The following is a 17,442-nucleotide window of genomic DNA, read 5'->3' as shown; positions in this document are numbered from 1 at the left end:
CACCACAACAAAGGAACTCCATGAGCATCGAATCGAAACGCGCATCGCGCCGCCACACACTGGGCCTGCTGTTCGCGGCGGGCGTATTCGCGGCCGGCGCGCCGTCGGCCGCCAGCGCGCAAGCCAGGCAGGAAGTCCGCATCGGCTACCAGAAATACGGCACGCTGACTTTGCTGAAAGGACGCGGCACGCTGGAGCAGCGCCTGGCCGCCAAGAACGTCAGCGTCAAATGGACCGAGTTCCCGGCTGGCCCGGTGCTACTGGAGGGGCTGAACGTCGGCAGCATCGACTTCGGCACCGTCGGCGAGGCGCCGCCCATCTTTGCGCAGGCCGCCGGCGCCAACCTGGTTTATATCGGCAACGAGCCGCCGTCGCCGTCCAGCGAGGCGATCGTCGTGCCCAGAGACTCGAAGATACGCAGCCTGGCGGACCTGAAGGGCAAGAAGGTGGTGCTGAACAAAGGCTCCAACGTGCACTACCTGCTGGTCAAGGCACTGGAGAAGGCCGGCCTGGCGTACAAGGATATCCAGGCGATCTACCTGCCGCCGGCCGACGCGCGCGCCGCGTTCGAACGCGGCGGCGTGGATGCCTGGGTGATCTGGGACCCGTTCCTGGCCGCCGCCGAGAAGCAGCTGGGCGCACGCGTGCTGGCCGACGGCAAGGGCCTGGTATCCAACCACCAGTTCTACCTGGCCTCGCGCAGCTACGCGGAGAAGAACCCGGAAATCGTCCGCATCGTGCTTGAGGAAATCGCCAGCGTGGACGAGTGGGGCGCCAGGAACCAGAAGGAAGTCGCCGCCATCCTCGCCGCGCAGACCGGCCTGGATGTGGACGTGGTGGCGTTGGCCGCGTCGCGCTATGCCTATGGCGTCAAGCCGGTCAACGCCGCCGTGATCGAGCAGCAGCAAAAGGTGGCGGACGCCTTCTCCAACCTGAAACTGATCCCGAAAGCCATCGTGGTCAAAGACGCGCTATAAGGAGACCATCATGTCGCTGAATATTTTCTGGTTCATCCCCACGCACGGCGACAGCCGCTACCTCGGCACCTCCACGGGCGCGCGCCCGGTCGATGCCGATTACCTGCGGCAGTGCGCGGTCGCCGCCGACACGCTGGGCTACGACGGCGTGCTGCTGCCCACCGGCCGCTCCTGCGAGGACGCCTGGGTGGTGGCCTCGTCGCTGATCGGCGCCACGCGCAAGCTCAAGTTCCTGGTCGCGATCCGTCCGGGCCTGACCACGCCGGGACTGGCGGTGCGTATGGCCGCGTCCTTCGACCGCTTGTCCAACGGCCGCCTGCTGATCAACGTCGTCACCGGCGGCGACCAGGGCGAGCTGGAAGCGGACGGCCTGTTCGCCGACCACGCCAAGCGCTACGAGATCTCGGATGAATTCATCCGCGTGTGGCGCGCCTCGCTGTCCGGCGAAGGCGGCGAGGCGGGCTACGATTTCGAGGGCAAGCATATCAAGGTCAAGGGCGCGAAGACGCTGTATCCGGCGGTGCAGAAGCCGCATCCGCCGCTGTACTTCGGCGGCTCGTCGGAACCGGCGCACGCGCTGGCGGCCGAGCAGATGGACGTCTACCTGACCTGGGGCGAACCGCCGGCCGCCGTGGCCGAGAAGATCGCCGACATACGCACCCGCGCCGCCGCGCATGGCCGCACGGTGAAGTTCGGGATACGCCTGCACGTGATCGTCCGCGAGACCAACGAGGCGGCGTGGCGCGCCGCCGAGGAGTTGATCAGCCATCTGGACGACGACATCATCGCCAAGGCGCAGGCGGCGTTCGGCAAGATGGATTCGGTGGGCCAGCAGCGCATGGCCGCGCTGCACGGCGGCCGCCGCGACAAGCTGGAAGTGTCGCCCAACCTGTGGGCCGGCGTGGGCCTGGTGCGCGGCGGCGCCGGCACCGCGCTGGTGGGCGATCCGCAGACCGTGGTGGCGCGCATTCGCGAATATGCGGACCTGGGCATCGAGACCTTCATCTTCTCCGGCTACCCGCACCTGGAGGAATCGTACCGCTTCGCCGAGCTGGTGTTCCCGCTGCTGGGCAAGGGCAGGGCGGCCGGCGAGCAGTCGCTGAGCGGTCCGTTCGGCGAGGTGATGGCCAACACCATCGTGCCGAAGAAGGCGGCGTGACATGCGTACCACCGCTCCGCGCCCCAACGCCTTCGCGCCGTGGATACTGCCGCTGTTGCTGATCGCCGGCTGGCAGGCCGCGTCGCAACTGGGCTGGCTGTCCAGCCGCATCCTGCCGGCGCCGTGGGCGGTGGCCAAGGCCTTCTGGACCCTGGCCGTCTCCGGCGAGTTGTGGCTGCACCTGCGCGCCAGCCTGTGGCGCGCGGCCAGCGGCTTTGCCATCGGCGCCGGCGCGGGGCTGCTGCTTGGCCTGTTGACCGGCAGCGTGCGCCGCGCCGAGACGCTGCTCGACACCACGCTGCAAATGGTGCGCAACATCCCGGCGCTGGCCCTGATCCCGCTGGTGATCCTGTGGTTCGGCATCGATGAAACGGCCAAGCTGTTCCTGCTGGCAGTGGGCGTGTTCTTCCCCGTGTACCTGAACACCTTCCATGGCATTCGCTCCGCCGACCAGGGCTTGATCGAGATGGCGCGCAGCTACGGCTTGTCCGGCTGGCCGCTGTACCGCGACGTGATCCTGCCGGCGGCGCTGCCATCCATCCTGGTGGGCGTGCGCTTTTCGCTCGGCCTGGTGTGGGTGCTGCTGATCGTGGCCGAAACCATCTCGGCGCAGGCGGGCATCGGCTACATGACCATGAACGCCCGCGAGTTCCTGCAAACGGACGTGGTCCTGGTGGGCATCCTGCTGTACGCCTTGCTGGGCAAGCTGGCCGACTTGCTGTCGCGCGGGATGGAGCAGCACTTCCTGCGCTGGAATCCCGCTTATCGTTGATGAAGGAAACCCCATGCATATCTCGACCGCTTTATTCGACACCGGCCATGCCGTGAGCCGCCGGTCCGCCGCCCCCGCGCCCACCCGGCGGCAGGGCGTGTCCCTGACGCTGGACGGCGTGAGCAAATCGTTCGGCGCGCGGCCGGTGCTGAGCGACGTGCGGCTGGAACTGCGCGCCGGCGAATTCGTCGCCGTGGTCGGTCGCAGCGGCTGCGGCAAAAGCACGCTGCTGCGCGCCATCGCGGGATTGGACGGCGCCGACGCCGGCAGCATCGCCGTCGGCAATGGCAGCCTTGCGGCCAGCATCCGCATCATGTTCCAGGAGGCTCGGCTGCTGCCGTGGAAATCGGTGCTGGAGAATGTGGCGATCGGCATGCCGCTCTCCCTGAACGCGGCGGCGGCCACGCTGGCCACCGTGGGCCTGGCCGACCGCGCCGACGACTGGCCGGCGGAATTGTCGGGCGGCCAGCGGCAGCGAGTGGCGCTGGCGCGCGCCTTGCTGCACGAGCCGCAGTTGCTGCTGCTGGACGAGCCACTGGGCGCGCTCGACGCGCTGACCCGCATCGAGATGCAGCAGCTGATCGAGGCGCTGTGGCAGACGCGCGGCTTCACCGCCGTGCTGGTCACGCACGACGTGCAGGAGGCGCTGGCGCTGGCCGACCGCGTGGTGCTGATCGAGGAGGGACGCATCACGCTGGACCTGAAGGTGGATCTGCCTCGTCCGCGCGCACGTGGCAGCGCGGGGTTCGCGGCGCTGGAGCAGCGGCTGCTGGGCCGCATCCTGCGTCAACCGGGCGCAGTGGCCGCCGCGGCCTGACATGCCCTCCGTGGCCGCATTACTCCGCCGGGTAGTGCGGCCACCGGCCTTAAGGCAGATCGTCGTTTGATGCCTGCGGCGTTATCATTCCCGCATGAGTCGCCGGCTTTATGATCGATTTAATCGATAGTAAGGCGGTAAATTTTTCGTTTTACAACTTTAGATGTGACGAGCATAATCGCTTCACTCGAAGACATGCACCAGGCGCTGGCATAGGTCGGGTCGAGTTCTTATACATTGTTCCCACATTCTGGAGTCTCACTAATGAAAAAAATCTTCGCCCTGCTGGTCGCCGCTGGTATCTCGCTGTCCGCCTTCGCCGCGCCGGAAAGCTTCACCTCCGACGCCAACCACACCTTTGCCCGCTTCGAGTACAGCCACTTCGGCTACTCGACCCAGCAAAGCCGCTTCAACAACACGACCGCCAAGATCGTGCTGGACCGCGTCGCCAAGACCGGCTCGGTTGAAGCCGTGATCGATACCAAATCGGTGGACACCGGTTCGAAACTGTTCGACGGCCACATCCAGGGCGAGGACTTCCTGGACACCACCAAGTTCCCGACCATCACCTACAAGTCGACCAAGTTCAACTTTGACGGCGACAAAGTGGCGTCGATCGACGGCAACCTGACCATCAAGGGCGTGACCAAGCCGGTCAAGCTGACCGTGACCCACATGCAGTGCATGGATCACCCGATGCTGAAGAAACTGGCTTGCGGCGCCAACGCCACCGCCACCATCAAGCGTACCGAATTCAACGCCGGTAAATACGCACCTTACGTCGGCGACGACGTAACCCTGACTTTCGCAGTCGAATCCATCAAGGACTAATCGAACTGAGCCTGGCTCAATTCATTAGCTCCTGATGTGGGCTGGCGCGGTACTACTCCTGGTACCGCGCCGGCCCGTTTATTTTTAGGAGCAGCAGCATGACATTGAACCAGCTCGCGGTCGCGGCCGCACTGGCCTGCGCCGGTGTGGCGCACGCCGCAGGTCCGGCCGCGCCGGACCTCATCATCAGCAACGGCAAGATCGCCACGATGACCAGGGAGGGAGCTTTTGCGCAAGCCCTCGCCATCAAGGACGGCAAGATCCTGGCCGTCGGCAGCAACGCCAAGATCCTGAAGCTCAAGGCGGCCGGCACCCAGCTGATCGACGCCGGCGGCAAGACCGTCATCCCCGGCCTCAACGACTCCCACCTGCACATCATCCGCGAAGGCTTGAACTACAACGCCGAGCTGCGCTGGGACGGCGTGACCTCGCTGAAGAAGGCGCTGCAAATGCTCAAGGAGCAGGCCGCGCGCACACCGGACGGCGCGTGGATCAAGGTGGTCGGCGGCTGGAACGAATTCCAGTTCGAGGAAAAACGCCTGCCGACGCTGGCCGAAATCAATGAAGCGGTGCCGGACAAGCCGGTGTTCCTGCTGTACCTGTACGGCCTGGGCTTCCTGAACCAGAAGGGCATCGCCACGCTGGGCTACAACGCCGACACCAAATTCAAGGACGGCGTGGTCGAGCTGGGCGCGGACGGCAAGCCGACCGGCCTGCTGATCGCCAAGCCGAACGCGATGATCCTGTACACCACGCTGGGCAAGACCAACGTGCTGCCGCGCGAGCAGCAGCTCAACTCCACGCAGCAGTACTACACCGAGCTGAACCGCCTGGGCCTGACCAGCGCCATCGACGCCGGCGGCGGCGGGCAAGCCTATCCCGACGACTACGCGGTCAGCCTGGAGCTGGCCAGGAGCGGCAAGCTGACCGTGCGTACCTCCTACTACCTGTTCGCGCAGAAGCCGGGCAAGGAGCTGGAGGACTATCAGCGCTGGCTGACCATGACCAAGCCCGACCGCAACGACCACCTGTTCTACGCCAACGGCTACAACACCGAGGGCGGCGGCGAGAACCTGGTGTGGAGCGCGGCCGACTTCGAAAACTTCCTGGAGCCGCGCCCGGACATGCCGCAGCAGATGGAGAGCGAGCTGGAGCCGGTGCTGCGCCTGCTGATCAAGAACCGCTGGCCGTTCCGCATCCACGCCACCTACGACGAGAGCATAGACCGCGACCTGGCCGTCATTGAAAAGGTCAACCAGGATACGCCGCTGAACGGCCTGCGCTGGTTCTTCGACCACGCCGAGACCATCAGCGACAAGCAACTGGCGCGGGTGAAGGCGCTGGGCGGCGGCATCGCGGTGCAGAACCGCATGTACTTCCAGGGCGAGCTGTACTGGAAGCAGTATGGCGAGCAGACCCGCCAGATGCCGCCGATTAAAAAAATGCTGGAGATGAAGATCCCTGTCGGCCTGGGCACGGACGGCACGCGCGTCAGCAGCTACGCGCCATGGCCGTCGATCTACTGGGCGGTGACAGGCAAGACGGCCGGCGGCCTGCGCGTGTGGCAGCCCAAGGACGTGCTGAGCCGCTACCAGGCGCTCAAGCTGATGACCCAGGGCAGTGCATGGATGAGCGGCGAGGAAAAGCTCAAGGGTACGCTGGCCGCAGGGCAGTACGCCGACCTGCTGATACTGCCGCAGGATTATTTCTCGATGGCGGCCGAGCAGATCAAGAACCTGGAAAGCAGCCTGACCATCGTCAACGGCAAGGTGGTGTACGCGGCGCGGGAGTTCAAGCAGTACGCGCCGGCCCTGCCTGAAGTGCAGCCGGACTGGAGCCCCGTGAAATACTACGGCGGCTACCAGAACAAATAAGTCACACCAGCTGGAACCAGCCCAGCACCGCACCGCCTGCCAGCAGCCACAGCAGGTGGATGCGGGTGCGCCAGATCACCAGGCCGGCGGCGACCGACAGCGTCCACAAGGGCCAGTCGGTGGTCCAGTCGCGGTGGGCGCTGCCCAGTATGATCCCCACCGACACCATCAATCCCACCACCACCGGCGCCATGCCCTGCTTGAAGGCGCGCACGCCCAGCAGGTCCCGGTTCCGATGCCCCCAGCGCGCCGCCAGATAGGTCAGCGTGGTGCTCGGCAGCATGATCCCCACCATCGTCACCAGCACGCCGGCCAGCGCCGCCGTGTAGCTGCCCGCGTTCAGGCCGACGTTCCAGCCCATCAAGGCCACGAACAGCACGTTCGGCCCCGGCGCCGCCTGGGCGATGGCGATCGAATCGTTGAACTGGGATTGCGTCAGCCAGTGGTGTTCCTCGACCAGGAAGCGGTGCATTTCGGCCGTGGTGGAGATCGCGCCGCCGATCGACATCAGCGACAGCAGCATGTAGTGTGCGAACAGGTTGACCCAGTCGGACAGGCTCAGCACCAGGTGCAGCGGCGCGTCGTTCATGGCTGGCGTCCCTTCATCTTGCGGTAGGTGAGGGTGACGCCGACGCTGCCCAGGATGAGCAGGGTGTAGGCCAGCGGCAGACGCAGCGCCACCACGAACACCACGCACAGCAGCGCAATGGCGGCGTTCAGCCACTGCGGCAGCGGATGCCTGCCGAGCGCGGAAGCGAGCTTGAGGCCGGTGGCGGCGATCATGCCCGCCGACACCGCCGCCATGCCGCGCAGCGCGCCGGTCACGCCGGGGTGGCCGGCGTAGTGGGAGTGCAGCATGGCCAGCCCCAGCACCAGCAGCAGGGGCAGCGTGAGCATGCCGGCCAGGGCGACCATGCCACCGCGCAAGCCGTAGTAGCGGCTGCCGATCATCAGCGCCAGGTTGACCACATTGGGGCCGGGCATGATCTGGGCGACCGCCCATTCCTCGACGAATTCCTCCTGCGTCAGCCAGCGCTTGCGTTCCACCAGTTCGCGTTGCACGACGGCCAGCACGCCGCCGAATCCCTGCAGCGCCAGGATGGTGAAAGAGACGAATAGATCAAGTAGCGACTTGGGGCGGGGGCGGGGCGGATCGATAGGCATGGCTTATTATCGCGCCGGTATTGCCGCCTGTCTATTAGCCCCGCAGCGGGATGAATATTAATTCAGGATTGATAGGAAGCTGACATTGACTTTGGTCCACTGTCGGCCATACTCCCTTAGCATGACGCAGATCAGAGTCCCCGCCACCAACTTTTGCTAAGGATCATGATGAACGTTTCGCTTTTACAGCAACGCAGTGACGAGCAATGCAGTGCCGCAGTCAATCGCGGCATTCAGGTGCAGTCCAGCTTCAACACGGTCTGCGCGATCGAATACATGAAATCCCATAACGTGGATCCACGCGTGATCGAACGGGTGCTATTACACCCCGAACAGCGCCGAAAAGCCCCGCATTGAGGCCGCCGCGCATGCTGGTTTCTGGTTTACTTATACACAAACCATGTTGACAAGATTTTTTTTCAAAACGATTTCTTGTCACAAAGCGCTGGCTGCCAAGTCATTGATTTGTAAGGGGTTTAAAATTGCCTTTTGGATGGGCAGTTTGTTGAAGACCGCATAGGTAAAGCCTCCCTGCGGTGTCAAGAGGGTGATATCCACATAGATATCCACAGCGTCTGTGGATATCCCCAAAAGTGCTATAACAATCCGCTACTTACAACGGTTTTTTGAGCGCCTGCAGGACACTGGCGACAATAATGTAGCGGCGCGGCAACTCTGCGCTGGCCGTCACGGTGGCGCGCAGCCGCACTTCCTGGCCGTCGCGGCGCCAGGCGCTGACCACGTCGGTCCACGCTTCGCCGTCCTTCAGCGCTTGCAGCGCGTCGGTCAGCTGGTCCGGCGGGTAGGGCGGGGCGTGCAGCAGGCGCGGGTCCGCGCCCTGCAACTCCTCGCGGCTGTACTGGAACACGGCGCAGAATTTATCGTTGACCGTGACGATCTTGCCGCGCTCGTCCAGCGTGACGATCACCGCATGCTGGTCCACCGCCGCCAGCAAGGCCTTGGCCTGGTCCAGCTCCTGTTGCAGCGCCTGCGCATGCCGGTGCGCCTGCTCCAGCCCGGAGTAGGCCCGCAGCGAAGAGATCACCGTGGTGAACAATTTGCGCGTGGTCAGGTCCGTCTTGCACCAGAAATCATTGATGTCGTAGTCGAGGATGATGCTGTGTTCCAGCGCCTGTCCCGGCTGGCCGGTGCGCAGCACGATGCGTACCAGGTTGTTGTGCAGGGTGTCGCGGATGTGGCGGGCCACATTCAAGCCGGCGTCGCTGGTTTCCATGATCACGTCCAGCAGCACCAGCGCGATGTCGGGCGTGGTGCGCAGCGTGGTCAGCGCTTCCTCGCCGCTGTAGGCATGCAGGAAGCTCAGCCGCCGGCCCTGGAAGCAGACGTTGCTCAATGAGAATTTGGTGACCACATGGACATCGACGTCGTCATCGACGATCAGCACCCGCCAAGGTGCCGGCGCCGGCGCGGTCCCGGGCTTGCCTGCCTGGGGCTGGCTTGCCGGCGGTGCTTCATCCTCTATCATCCAATCGGTGTCGTCGTTCTGGTTCATGCGTCAATCCCGCGAGAGGTCGAAGAAGGGAATTGCGGACCTTCACAGTGACACTATTCCTCGCCAGCACTTTTGTCAAAGGATTCCCCGGCGCGTGCGCGCCAGACCTACTTATGCACAAAAAAATATTTTTCAAGTGCGCTGGAAAGCTGTTGGCGCCTGAATCGTCGTCGGCGTAAGTATCTGATTTTATTGGGTAAAAATAATGCCTGTGGATTAGGCATTTTATTAAAACCCGCGCCGTTAAAGGCGTTCTCGGCTGTCAAGTGGCGGTTATTCACAACCTTATCCACAGTTGATGTGGATATCTGGGAAAAGCGCTTTAAATACGGCGGCTTATCGGCTTTTCCTCAGGAATCGCGTCAGGCTCGCCACTTGGCAATCTTGAATAATTTCTCGCGGCAAGAGATATGATCTCAGTGTGGCTATTTTACGGCTTTTGTTGGGTTTATTGACATTATTTCGCGCCACTTCCCGCTTTTTACGCCTTTGGTCGTATGATGACTGCTCGCCGTTGTACGATGACTATCGTTTTCGAGTCGCCGGCCACGGCGTGTTGGAGCTTGCATAAATCAATAACATACCTGAGGAGAATAGTTGTGATGACAAGAAAAACCATCATCTTTGGCGCCGTGGCTTTGTTATGTGGCAATCAGGCGTTCGCGGCCGACTGGCCAAGCGGATATTCGAAATGTGCCGACGAGGGCGGAACCTGCAAGGCGGGCGCGAGCAGCCGGCTGGTCTCGTATGGCATCAAGGACAAATGGGTGATCGCGACCCTTTCCGGCGACCTGGTTTGTGCCACGGCCACTTTCGGCAGCGATCCATATCCGGGCCTGGCCAAGAAGTGCGCGGTCGGCCCGCTGTCCACGCCGACTCCAACGCCGACGCCAACTCCTACGCCAACCCCTACGCCGACTCCCACCCCAACGCCAACTCCAGCCGACGCAACCTTCGAAGCCGCGCCGGCCACCGGCTGGGCTGGCCAGAACGGTGGCACGACCGGTGGCGCGGCGGCGCCCGCCACGGCCATTTACAAGGTCAACTCGGCGTCGCAATTGATGGCCGCCATCTCGGCCCAGGGCGACAATCCGAAGATCATCAAACTGTACGGCACCATCGATCCCACTTCCGCGGACAACGGCGGCCCGTACACAAGCACCACCGACCAGGCAGCGCGTCTGCAGATCAAGCTAGGCAGCAACACCACGCTGATCGGCATGGGCGGGGATACCAAGCTGGTCAACGCCAACATCGTCATCAACGGCAAGCAGAACGTCATCGTCCGCAACATCAACATCGTCAATCCCTGCGACATCGCGCCGGTCTGGGATCCGAACGATGGCAGCGCCGGCAACTGGAATTCAGAATACGACGGCGTGACCATCCTGGCCTCGAAGAACGTCTGGGTCGACCACAATGTCTTCACCGACGCGCCGAAGACGGATGACCAGCTGCCGATCGAAAACGGCAAGATCAAGGAGTGTCACGATGGCGCGCTGGACGTCAAGAACGGCTCGGACTACGTGACGGTCTCCAACAACCGCTTCGAACTGCACGAGAAGAACAACCTGATAGGCTCGTCGGACTCGAAGACCAGCGACGACGGCCATTTGACGGTCACCTTCAACAACAACCACTTCCTGAACGTGGCGGAGCGCGCGCCGCGCGTACGTTTCGGCAAGGTCCACATTTACAACAACTACTTCGAGGGATCGCGTTCGCATCCGGTTTATCCGCATCAGTACAGCATCGGCGTGGCCTACAAGGCGAAGATCATCTCGCAGAACAATGCCTTCGACATCGCCGGCGCCTCCAGCTGCACCAACATCATGACCAATCCGGGATCGTCGAGCAAGACCGGCGCGGTCACCGATGTGGGTTCTCTGCTGAACGGCAACCCGCTGAACGCCGCCAGTGCGTGCAGCTTCAGCAGCGCGGTGGGGTGGACCTTGCCTTACACCGCCCCCCTGCTGAACGCGACGGCGGTTAAGGCCTCCGTCTTGAGCAATGCCGGGACAGGCAAGATATCCGTGAAATAAGCCAGGCGCCGGCCGTCGAGGCGTGCCGGCCGGCGCTGCTTTATCTTCGTGATAACATTCCGGCCCACATATGTTTTATCGGGATTTCGGTTTGACTATGTGTACGAACAGCAGGCCGCCGGTTGCCGTCTCAAGGTAGTGGGGCGTGCGACCGCTGGTTTTGAAGAGAAGGGTGGCAAGGTGGTGCTGGATGTCTTCAATCCCGAGGACGGCAAGGGCAAGGCCCTGCCGCAGATATTGATGTTCTATGACGATACCGTCACGCTGACACTGCCCCTGAAGGGCATGCTGCAGCAGGTGTCGTTCGACGACGAGCTGACCGACGCGCAATTGCGCGGCAGCTGCGGCAAGAAATCGGACGCCAAACTGTCCGTCCTGTTTCGTCAATAGGCGGGAGTGGCGTAATCAGCCGGTGATCCCGGCGAGCAGCTTGCGCACGGCGCCATGCGCCATGACGATCTCGGTGCCGTCGTGCAGCAGCGTGTTGTACTTGGCGCGGAATTCCGCGTCGCCGTTTTCGGACGGGCCGATCAGCGCTTCGATCGCCTTGCGGTAGGCGACGGCTTCGGCGGCCGTGACCGGCTCCGGCTCATCAAGCCGCTCATCCATCTGCGTCATCAGGCCGGACAGCTTCTGCAGCCAGGCGAAATGCGGATGGTTGGCCACCAGCTGCAAATGCTCCAGCGGACTGCCGACCGCGCCAAAATACTGCGTCTCCACATGAATCAGCTGCTTGTGCAGGTCGCGCAGCGCGCGCGCCAGCGCCGTCAGCTTGGCGTTGTTGGCCAGTTCGTTGTCCGGTAAAGCCATGAGATCCTCCTGAGTTAGCTTGAAGCGCCAGTGTACCCATCCGCAACGCGATTGCCTATGCGCTAAAAGTGCAGTGCGCCCGCCGAACAGTCCAAATGGACTATAGGTCCGATGTGTGTAAATTTTTATAATGACCAGCTTCTGATCTGCAATCTCAAAAGGAAGTCCACATGAAGGCCATACTGCTCCGATCAACGCTCGCCCTTGCGCTGTCCTGCGGCGTGCTCGCCGGCGCGGCGGCTACCACTGTCTACCGCGAGGTGGAGGGGGTCAATCTGGACTTCTACTACGACGTCCAGCTGTATCCGAACGCCCATGCAGTCGCTCTCGGCGATTCACTGATGCTTGACAGCTCTCGTTACATGACCGACCTGAATCGCATCTCGCCCATGGTGATTGCGGTGGCCCATAGCGGCCACGTCCTCACCGGCGGCAGCAGCACGCAAGTGCGAGGCTATTATCTCGTCACCACCGGCAATAGCGTCCTGAGGACACAAATTTTTTCTTCTGCCCAAGGCGGGACCTTCGAATATGGTGCGTTCACCCCCACCACTTCTTATTTCAACGCTGGGCAATCTTTTGACTTGCAGTCGTTGCGCGACAGCCCGTCCGCCGGCTTCTGGCAGGGACGCGCCTCCGACCAGTCTGACCGGGGGGATTTCTCGGCGGTTGGCCTGTTCGCCCACTATCTGGTGAATGCCAGCGATCCAGACGTCCGGTCGGGTGGCGAGGCGGTACTCACGAACGTCATCTTCAGCTTCAACCAAGAAGCATTGCAGGCGCCGCCACTGCCGGTGCCTGAACCGCAAACCTACGCCATGCTGCTGGCCGGGCTGGGCCTGGTGGGCGCGACGGCGCGCCGCCGTTCGTCGCGCATACTCAAGGAGAAACAACAATGAACCAACTCTTCCGGGCTCTGCTAGCCTTGGCGATGGCCGCAGGCGTCATGTCCGGCGCAGCGGCGAGTCCTGTGTACACCAAAGTGGTGGGGACTTCTCTTGATTTCTACTATCTAGCGGATACGTTTGGCGGTGCGAAGGCTTTCGCTTTGGGCGACTCACTGATGTTCGAGCCACCCCGCGGATTTTTCGAAGTGGTGGCCACTCAAGGTCCCCAGGTTTTTGCGGTCGCGCACAGCGGACACGCGCTCACGGGTGGTGGCGGCGTCGATATGCAAGGCTATTTTGCGGTCCTGTCGGAAAATGCGTGGTTCAAGACGGATGGTTACGTCGAGACCCGGATCGGCTCGATCAACAACGGTGTCTTCCAGTACATAGGGGGAGGGAACGCCACTGTGTTCACGGCGCGTATGTTCCCGAAGCCGGGCCAATACAACGGCTTGTGGCATGACGAAGCCAGTTTACATCGGGCTCTTGGCGAGTTCTCCACGATCGCCATCGATGGCAACTATTTAGCCTACATGCGTGACTACGGACATGGCGGGTATGGCGAAGTCGGCATCTCGGCCCTCATGTACAACTTCGACCAGGTCGCAGTACCGCTGCCGGCGGTCCCCGAGCCGCAGACTTACGCCATGCTGCTGGCCGGCCTGGCCCTGGCCGGTGGCGCGGCGCGGCGCCGATTGGGGGCGCTCACGCGCTGAGCGCTTTCAGCCGGTCGAGCTCCGCCAGGAAGCGCTCGCTGGCGACGGCCGGCGCCCACGGCTCCCATGCGGTGCCGCCGTAGATCGCCTGCAGCGGATCGTCATTCAGCGGCGGCACGGTGATCTTCAGTGTGTTCAGCACCTCGTTCGCCGACCAGCCCACCACGTGCACCGCCTCGCTGGCCGCCGCCAGGCGGTCGGCCATCTTGTGGGCGGCGTGTTCCTTCGGCGTCCAGCGCTGCAGGCCGTAGCGCAGGAACACCGCGCTTTCCAACCGCACCGTCAACGCCTTGAAGCCTTCGCCCAGGAAGGGCTTGAGCGGCGAGACGCAATCGAAGCCCAGCAAGCCTTCCTCCGCGTCGTGCAGCAGTTCGCGCAGCGCGGCCAGCGGCGGCAGCTCCAGCCCGACCGCCTTGCAGGCAGCCGCGCGCAAGTGCATCACCGTCAGCGAATGCTGGGCCACCGACAGCGGCAGCGGCCACGCGGAGTGCCCGCCCCAGCGATAGGTGCGCGCCAGGCCGAGCGCGAGATCGCTGTCCTCCCAGTCGAACGGCGTGGGATCGAGCAGGTCCAGCCGGCGCTCCGACGGCATGCGTACCCACGCGCGGTCTTCCTGATGATTGCGGCCCATGCGGCTTTCCTGGTCTGTGGTTCACAGCCACATCCTACACCCAAGCCGACAATTATTTTTTGGTAAGCAGTGGTGGATTTGCAATACACTGGACGGATCTTGACTTCGTGATGGAAGAGCTCATGGCGACCAGACCTTCATATATCTACCAGGGCGGCTCGGTGATGATGCACTCGCCGCTGCAATTGAAGAATTCCGAGATGTACGGCTTTTTCGTCAAGGGCGACCTGGCCAAGCTCCAGGCCACGCTGGACGACACCTTGAACCAGGTGGCTGGCCAGCGCATGCGCTTCAACGCGATCTCGCCGTATGTGCTGCTGACGTTCACGCGCGTCAACCACGCCGATTCGGCGGCCCCGGTCGACCATGCCAAGGGCTGGATCACGGAGATCGACATCGTCACCTGGATCATGGTCGGCGCCATGGACGACGAGGGCAAGCTGGCCCACATCTACTACTACCCCGCGCACATCTTCGTCGACGATGCGATGGCGCTGATTAACGGCCGCGAGCTGTTCGGCTACCCCAAGTACCTGTGCGAGTACGAGATCCCGGCGGCGGACGCCGAACCGCTGCGCTGCTCCGTCGCTGCCAAGGGCTTCCAGGTGTTTTCGCCCGAGACCAAAATCGCCATGCATCCGCTGCTGGATGTGACGGCGACGCGCAAGACCGGCATCGAGAGGCCCATCGCCAGCGTGCTGGATCTGATCGAGCAGGCGATAGAACTGTTCCTGTCCATCCCCGATTTTTTCAACCTGGACGTGGCGGGCTGGGACGACATCATCTCACTGCTGCGCAATCCGCGCATCGACCAGGTCTTCCTCAAGCAGTTCCCGGATAGCGCCGGCCTGAAGGCCGTGTACCAGGCCATCCTGGCGGCGCCGGCCACCATCGACAAGATCCACAGCGGCAAACTGCTGGGCTACGAATACCAGTGCGTGCTGCACGCCTTCGACAGCTTCCCGCTCAACGAGACGCTCGGCCTGCAACTGGGGCCGCAAGCGGCCATCCTGCCGTACAACCTGAACTTCGACTTCACCGCGCAGCCGGGCGAGGAGCTGGTCGACAATTCCTCCATCGCGCCGCAGAAGATCGCCATCCTCGGCGGCGGCGTCGGTTCGATGACGGCGGCCTACTACCTGAGCGACCAGCCGGGCTGGCAGAACAACTACGACATCACGGTCTACCAGCAGGGCTGGCGCCTGGGCGGCAAGGGCGCCAGCGGACGCAATGCGCAATACGGCCAGCGCATCGAGGAACACGGCCTGCACATCTGGTTCGGCTTCTATTCCAACGCGTTCAAGATGATCAAGGCCGCATACGCCAGCCTTGACCGCCCGGCCGGCGCGCCGCTGGCGACCTGGCGCGACGCCTTCAAGCAGCACGATTACGTGGCGCTGTCGGAGCAGGTCGGCGGCCAGTGGCGCAACTGGTCCATCGTGTTTCCGACGCTGCCGGGCGAGCCGGGCGAGGGTGATGAGCAGATCACGTTGTGGCAGCTGGCGGTGGCGATGGTCGGCTGGATCGAACAATGGATCAAGAGCCTGGACAAGCTGACCCGCGAACTGGAACTGCCTCCGCACCAACCCCACACCGGCGTGCTGCCGGACTGGTTGTATCACCTGGCCGAAGGCGTGACGTCGTCGGCGCATGAGCTGCTGGAGGATATGTCGCTGCTGGGCAGCGCCTTGTACGGCATGGTGGTCAACATGTCGGCCGATGCGGCGCAGCACACGGCGGGCGAGCATCTGGCGCTGGCCGGCGCGCTGGTGGGCGTGCGCCAACGGCTGCATTCGCGCTACCGCAAGCTGATCGACCAGGCCGACAGCGACACCAACGACGACATACGCCGCCTGTTCATCTGCGTGGACCTCGGCGTGACGGTGATGAAGGGCGTGTTCGAGGACGGCGTGATCCGCAACGGCTTCGACGTCATCAACGATGTCGATTTCCGACAATGGCTGCGCAACCACGGCGGCGATGAGGAGCTGTGCGTGGACTCGGCGCCGGTGCGCGGCTTCTACGATCTGGTGTTCGCCTACGAGGGCGGCGATTTCGGCAAGCCGAATATCGAAGCCGGCACGCTGCTGCGCGCGATGGCCCGCATCGGCCTGGCCTACAAGGGCGGCATCATGTTCAAGATGCAGGCGGGGATGGGCGACACGGTGTTTACGCCGCTGTACCAGGCCTTGCTGGCGCGCGGCGTCAAGTTCAAGTTCTTCCACAAGGTCGAGGAGCTGGTGCCGGATGGCCGCCAGATCGGCAGCATCCGCATGACGCAGCAGGTGGCGCTGAAGGGCGCGGACTACGATCCGCTGGTGGACGTCAAGGGACTGGCCTGCTGGCCCAGCACGCCGGACTACAGCCAGATTGATCCGGCGCAGGCCGCGCTGCTGCAGGAGCACGGCGTTAACCTGGAATCGTGGTGGAGCGACTGGGCCAAAATTTATCATCAACAGTTCGACAAGGAGCTACCGGTGTTGACGCTCAAGCGCGGCGTCGATTTCGACCAGGTGGTGTTCGGCATTTCGATCGCCTCGCTCAAGCCTTTGTGCCCGCAGCTGCTGGCGCAAAGCCCGGCGCTCAACACCACGTATGAGCAGGTGCGGACTGTGGCCACGCAGGCCTACCAGGTCTGGCTGGACAAGGACCTGACGCAGATGGGCTGGGACTATCAGCCCGACGGGCAGCAGCCGGTGCTGAGCGGCTTCGGCGAACCTTACGACACCTGGGCGCCGATGGACCAGCTGTTGTGCCGCGAGGATTGGCCGCCCGCGCTCAATCCGCGCAACGTGTCCTACTTCTGCAGCGCGCTGCCGGTGGAGAGCTACCCGCCGTCCAGCGAGACCGGCTTCCCGGCGCTGATGGCGGCGAAGGCGAAGGAGGGCGCGGTCGAACAGTTGAGCAAGAGGATAGCCTCGCTGTGGTCGGCGGCCGGACCGGCCGGCGCGTTCCCGTGGCAATGGCTGGTGGACGGCAGCGAAGCGACCGGCGTGGCGCGCTTCGACAGCCAGTATTGGCGCGCCAACGTCGATCCGTCCGAACGCTACGTGATGTCGGTGGTGAACAGCACCAAGTACCGTTTGCAGACCGACCAATCGGGCTTCTCCAACCTGTACCTGACGGGCGACTGGATCAAGACCGGCTTGAACGCCGGCTGCGTGGAGGCGGCGGTGATGGCCGGCATGCAGACTTCGCGCGCGATGAGTGGCCACCCGGCCGTCATCGAGGGCGAGACCGACGTCTAGG

General features: G+C 63.4%; 19 protein-coding genes. 13 read left to right on the top strand and 6 right to left on the bottom strand.

The features are described from left to right. The first annotated feature begins 20 nt into the window (after positions 1-20). The 6 genes from HUX88_RS04555 to HUX88_RS04530 all read left to right on the top strand — a co-directional run bounded on the left by HUX88_RS04555 (position 21) and on the right by HUX88_RS04530 (position 6,430). Positions 21-977 (top strand): sulfonate ABC transporter substrate-binding protein, encoded by a 957-nt coding sequence (locus HUX88_RS04555; protein WP_176360976.1) that lies wholly within the window; start codon positions 21-23, stop codon positions 975-977. 16 nt (positions 978-993) lie between these two features. Continuing rightward, entirely contained in the window at positions 994-2,136 is a 1,143-nt protein-coding gene (ssuD, locus tag HUX88_RS04550; RefSeq protein WP_176361092.1) for an FMNH2-dependent alkanesulfonate monooxygenase, read from the top strand. 1 nt (position 2,137) lies between these two features. Further along, a complete protein-coding gene (gene ssuC, locus HUX88_RS04545) occupies positions 2,138-2,908 on the top strand; it encodes an aliphatic sulfonate ABC transporter permease SsuC (protein ID WP_117015614.1) in 771 nt (256 codons plus the stop codon). 13 nt (positions 2,909-2,921) lie between these two features. After that, on the top strand, positions 2,922-3,725 hold the full coding sequence (locus HUX88_RS04540) for an ATP-binding cassette domain-containing protein (protein ID WP_176360975.1): 804 nt from the start codon (positions 2,922-2,924) through the stop codon (positions 3,723-3,725). A gap of 264 nt (positions 3,726-3,989) precedes the next feature. Then, complete coding sequence (locus HUX88_RS04535; RefSeq protein WP_117015616.1) at positions 3,990-4,556, top strand: YceI family protein; 567 nt, start codon at positions 3,990-3,992, stop codon at positions 4,554-4,556. 98 nt (positions 4,557-4,654) lie between these two features. Continuing rightward, positions 4,655-6,430, top strand: coding sequence for an amidohydrolase (locus HUX88_RS04530; RefSeq protein WP_176360974.1), 1,776 nt, complete (start codon positions 4,655-4,657; stop codon positions 6,428-6,430). Position 6,431: 1 nt separating this feature from the next. Here the strand turns inward: HUX88_RS04530 and HUX88_RS04525 are convergent, their stop codons facing one another. Further along, positions 6,432-7,019, bottom strand: a complete 588-nt coding sequence (locus HUX88_RS04525; protein WP_117015618.1) for a chromate transporter — start codon at positions 7,017-7,019, stop codon at positions 6,432-6,434. After that, entirely contained in the window at positions 7,016-7,594 is a 579-nt protein-coding gene (locus HUX88_RS04520; RefSeq protein ID WP_117015619.1) for a chromate transporter, read from the bottom strand. The genes HUX88_RS04525 and HUX88_RS04520 overlap by 4 nt, the downstream gene beginning before the upstream one ends. A 165-nt stretch (positions 7,595-7,759) precedes the next feature. On the opposite strand from HUX88_RS04520, the gene HUX88_RS04515 reads away from it, so the two are divergent. Further along, the gene (locus HUX88_RS04515) at positions 7,760-7,951 is read left to right on the top strand and encodes a hypothetical protein (protein ID WP_229213454.1); all 192 of its coding nucleotides are present in this window, start codon (positions 7,760-7,762) and stop codon (positions 7,949-7,951) included. A gap of 78 nt (positions 7,952-8,029) precedes the next feature. Here HUX88_RS04515 and HUX88_RS32920 read toward each other — a convergent pair whose 3' ends face one another. Together HUX88_RS32920 and HUX88_RS04510 are read right to left on the bottom strand one after the other, a co-directional pair. Continuing rightward, on the bottom strand, positions 8,030-8,152 hold the full coding sequence (locus tag HUX88_RS32920; protein ID WP_301547081.1) for a hypothetical protein: 123 nt from the start codon (positions 8,150-8,152) through the stop codon (positions 8,030-8,032). 55 nt (positions 8,153-8,207) lie between these two features. Then, entirely contained in the window at positions 8,208-9,107 is a 900-nt protein-coding gene (locus HUX88_RS04510) for a PAS domain S-box protein (protein ID WP_176360973.1), read from the bottom strand. Positions 9,108-9,179: 72 nt separating this feature from the next. Between HUX88_RS04510 and HUX88_RS04505 the strand changes: the two genes are divergently transcribed. From HUX88_RS04505 to HUX88_RS04495, 3 genes are all read left to right on the top strand, one after another. Then, entirely contained in the window at positions 9,180-9,521 is a 342-nt protein-coding gene (locus HUX88_RS04505; RefSeq protein ID WP_176360972.1) for a hypothetical protein, read from the top strand. A 188-nt stretch (positions 9,522-9,709) separates the two neighbouring features. Continuing rightward, complete coding sequence (locus tag HUX88_RS04500; protein ID WP_176361091.1) at positions 9,710-11,149, top strand: polysaccharide lyase family 1 protein; 1,440 nt, start codon at positions 9,710-9,712, stop codon at positions 11,147-11,149. Between the two features lie 138 nt (positions 11,150-11,287). Continuing rightward, a complete protein-coding gene (locus HUX88_RS04495) occupies positions 11,288-11,539 on the top strand; it encodes a hypothetical protein (RefSeq protein WP_176360971.1) in 252 nt (83 codons plus the stop codon). 15 nt (positions 11,540-11,554) lie between these two features. Here the strand turns inward: HUX88_RS04495 and HUX88_RS04490 are convergent, their stop codons facing one another. Beyond that, complete coding sequence (locus HUX88_RS04490) at positions 11,555-11,959, bottom strand: hypothetical protein (protein WP_117015623.1); 405 nt, start codon at positions 11,957-11,959, stop codon at positions 11,555-11,557. 170 nt (positions 11,960-12,129) lie between these two features. On the opposite strand from HUX88_RS04490, the gene HUX88_RS32090 reads away from it, so the two are divergent. Both HUX88_RS32090 and HUX88_RS04480 read left to right on the top strand, forming a co-directional pair. Continuing rightward, positions 12,130-12,858 carry a PEPxxWA-CTERM sorting domain-containing protein gene (locus HUX88_RS32090; RefSeq protein ID WP_229219194.1) on the top strand — a complete coding sequence of 243 codons (729 nt, stop codon included), beginning with the start codon at positions 12,130-12,132 and terminating at the stop codon, positions 12,856-12,858. Continuing rightward, positions 12,855-13,562, top strand: a complete 708-nt coding sequence (locus HUX88_RS04480) for a PEPxxWA-CTERM sorting domain-containing protein (RefSeq protein WP_229213456.1) — start codon at positions 12,855-12,857, stop codon at positions 13,560-13,562. The genes HUX88_RS32090 and HUX88_RS04480 overlap by 4 nt, the downstream gene beginning before the upstream one ends. Here the strand turns inward: HUX88_RS04480 and HUX88_RS04475 are convergent. Next, positions 13,552-14,193 carry a phosphohydrolase gene (locus HUX88_RS04475; RefSeq protein ID WP_176360970.1) on the bottom strand — a complete coding sequence of 214 codons (642 nt, stop codon included), beginning with the start codon at positions 14,191-14,193 and terminating at the stop codon, positions 13,552-13,554. The genes HUX88_RS04480 and HUX88_RS04475 overlap by 11 nt on opposite strands. 122 nt (positions 14,194-14,315) lie before the next feature. Between HUX88_RS04475 and HUX88_RS04470 the strand changes: the two genes are divergently transcribed. Next, positions 14,316-17,441, top strand: coding sequence for an NAD(P)-binding protein (locus tag HUX88_RS04470; protein WP_176360969.1), 3,126 nt, complete (start codon positions 14,316-14,318; stop codon positions 17,439-17,441). Position 17,442: the final 1 nt, after the last annotated feature.

This window comes from Duganella sp. BJB1802, from assembly GCF_013369445.1.
Lineage (GTDB): Bacteria > Pseudomonadota > Gammaproteobacteria > Burkholderiales > Burkholderiaceae_D > Rugamonas > Rugamonas vulcania_A.
Note: the sequence above shows the minus strand (reverse complement) of the source record. Positions and strands in the feature narration are given on the sequence as shown.

Excerpts from the sequence above, each read along its gene's own strand:
- HUX88_RS04555 (WP_176360976.1), top strand. The coding sequence starts at position 21 with ATGAGCATCGAATCGAAACGCGCATCGCGCCGCCACACACTGGGCCTG.
- ssuC (WP_117015614.1), top strand. The coding sequence starts at position 2,138 with ATGCGTACCACCGCTCCGCGCCCCAACGCCTTCGCGCCGTGGATACTG.
- HUX88_RS04540 (WP_176360975.1), top strand. The coding sequence starts at position 2,922 with ATGCATATCTCGACCGCTTTATTCGACACCGGCCATGCCGTGAGCCGC.
- HUX88_RS04535 (WP_117015616.1), top strand. The coding sequence starts at position 3,990 with ATGAAAAAAATCTTCGCCCTGCTGGTCGCCGCTGGTATCTCGCTGTCC.
- HUX88_RS04530 (WP_176360974.1), top strand. The coding sequence starts at position 4,655 with ATGACATTGAACCAGCTCGCGGTCGCGGCCGCACTGGCCTGCGCCGGT.
- HUX88_RS04525 (WP_117015618.1), bottom strand. The coding sequence starts at position 7,019 with ATGAACGACGCGCCGCTGCACCTGGTGCTGAGCCTGTCCGACTGGGTC.
- HUX88_RS04520 (WP_117015619.1), bottom strand. The coding sequence starts at position 7,594 with ATGCCTATCGATCCGCCCCGCCCCCGCCCCAAGTCGCTACTTGATCTA.
- HUX88_RS04515 (WP_229213454.1), top strand. The coding sequence starts at position 7,760 with ATGATGAACGTTTCGCTTTTACAGCAACGCAGTGACGAGCAATGCAGT.
- HUX88_RS04510 (WP_176360973.1), bottom strand. The coding sequence starts at position 9,107 with ATGAACCAGAACGACGACACCGATTGGATGATAGAGGATGAAGCACCG.
- HUX88_RS04500 (WP_176361091.1), top strand. The coding sequence starts at position 9,710 with ATGACAAGAAAAACCATCATCTTTGGCGCCGTGGCTTTGTTATGTGGC.
- HUX88_RS04490 (WP_117015623.1), bottom strand. The coding sequence starts at position 11,959 with ATGGCTTTACCGGACAACGAACTGGCCAACAACGCCAAGCTGACGGCG.
- HUX88_RS32090 (WP_229219194.1), top strand. The coding sequence starts at position 12,130 with ATGAAGGCCATACTGCTCCGATCAACGCTCGCCCTTGCGCTGTCCTGC.
- HUX88_RS04480 (WP_229213456.1), top strand. The coding sequence starts at position 12,855 with ATGAACCAACTCTTCCGGGCTCTGCTAGCCTTGGCGATGGCCGCAGGC.
- HUX88_RS04475 (WP_176360970.1), bottom strand. The coding sequence starts at position 14,193 with ATGGGCCGCAATCATCAGGAAGACCGCGCGTGGGTACGCATGCCGTCG.
- HUX88_RS04470 (WP_176360969.1), top strand. The coding sequence starts at position 14,316 with ATGGCGACCAGACCTTCATATATCTACCAGGGCGGCTCGGTGATGATG.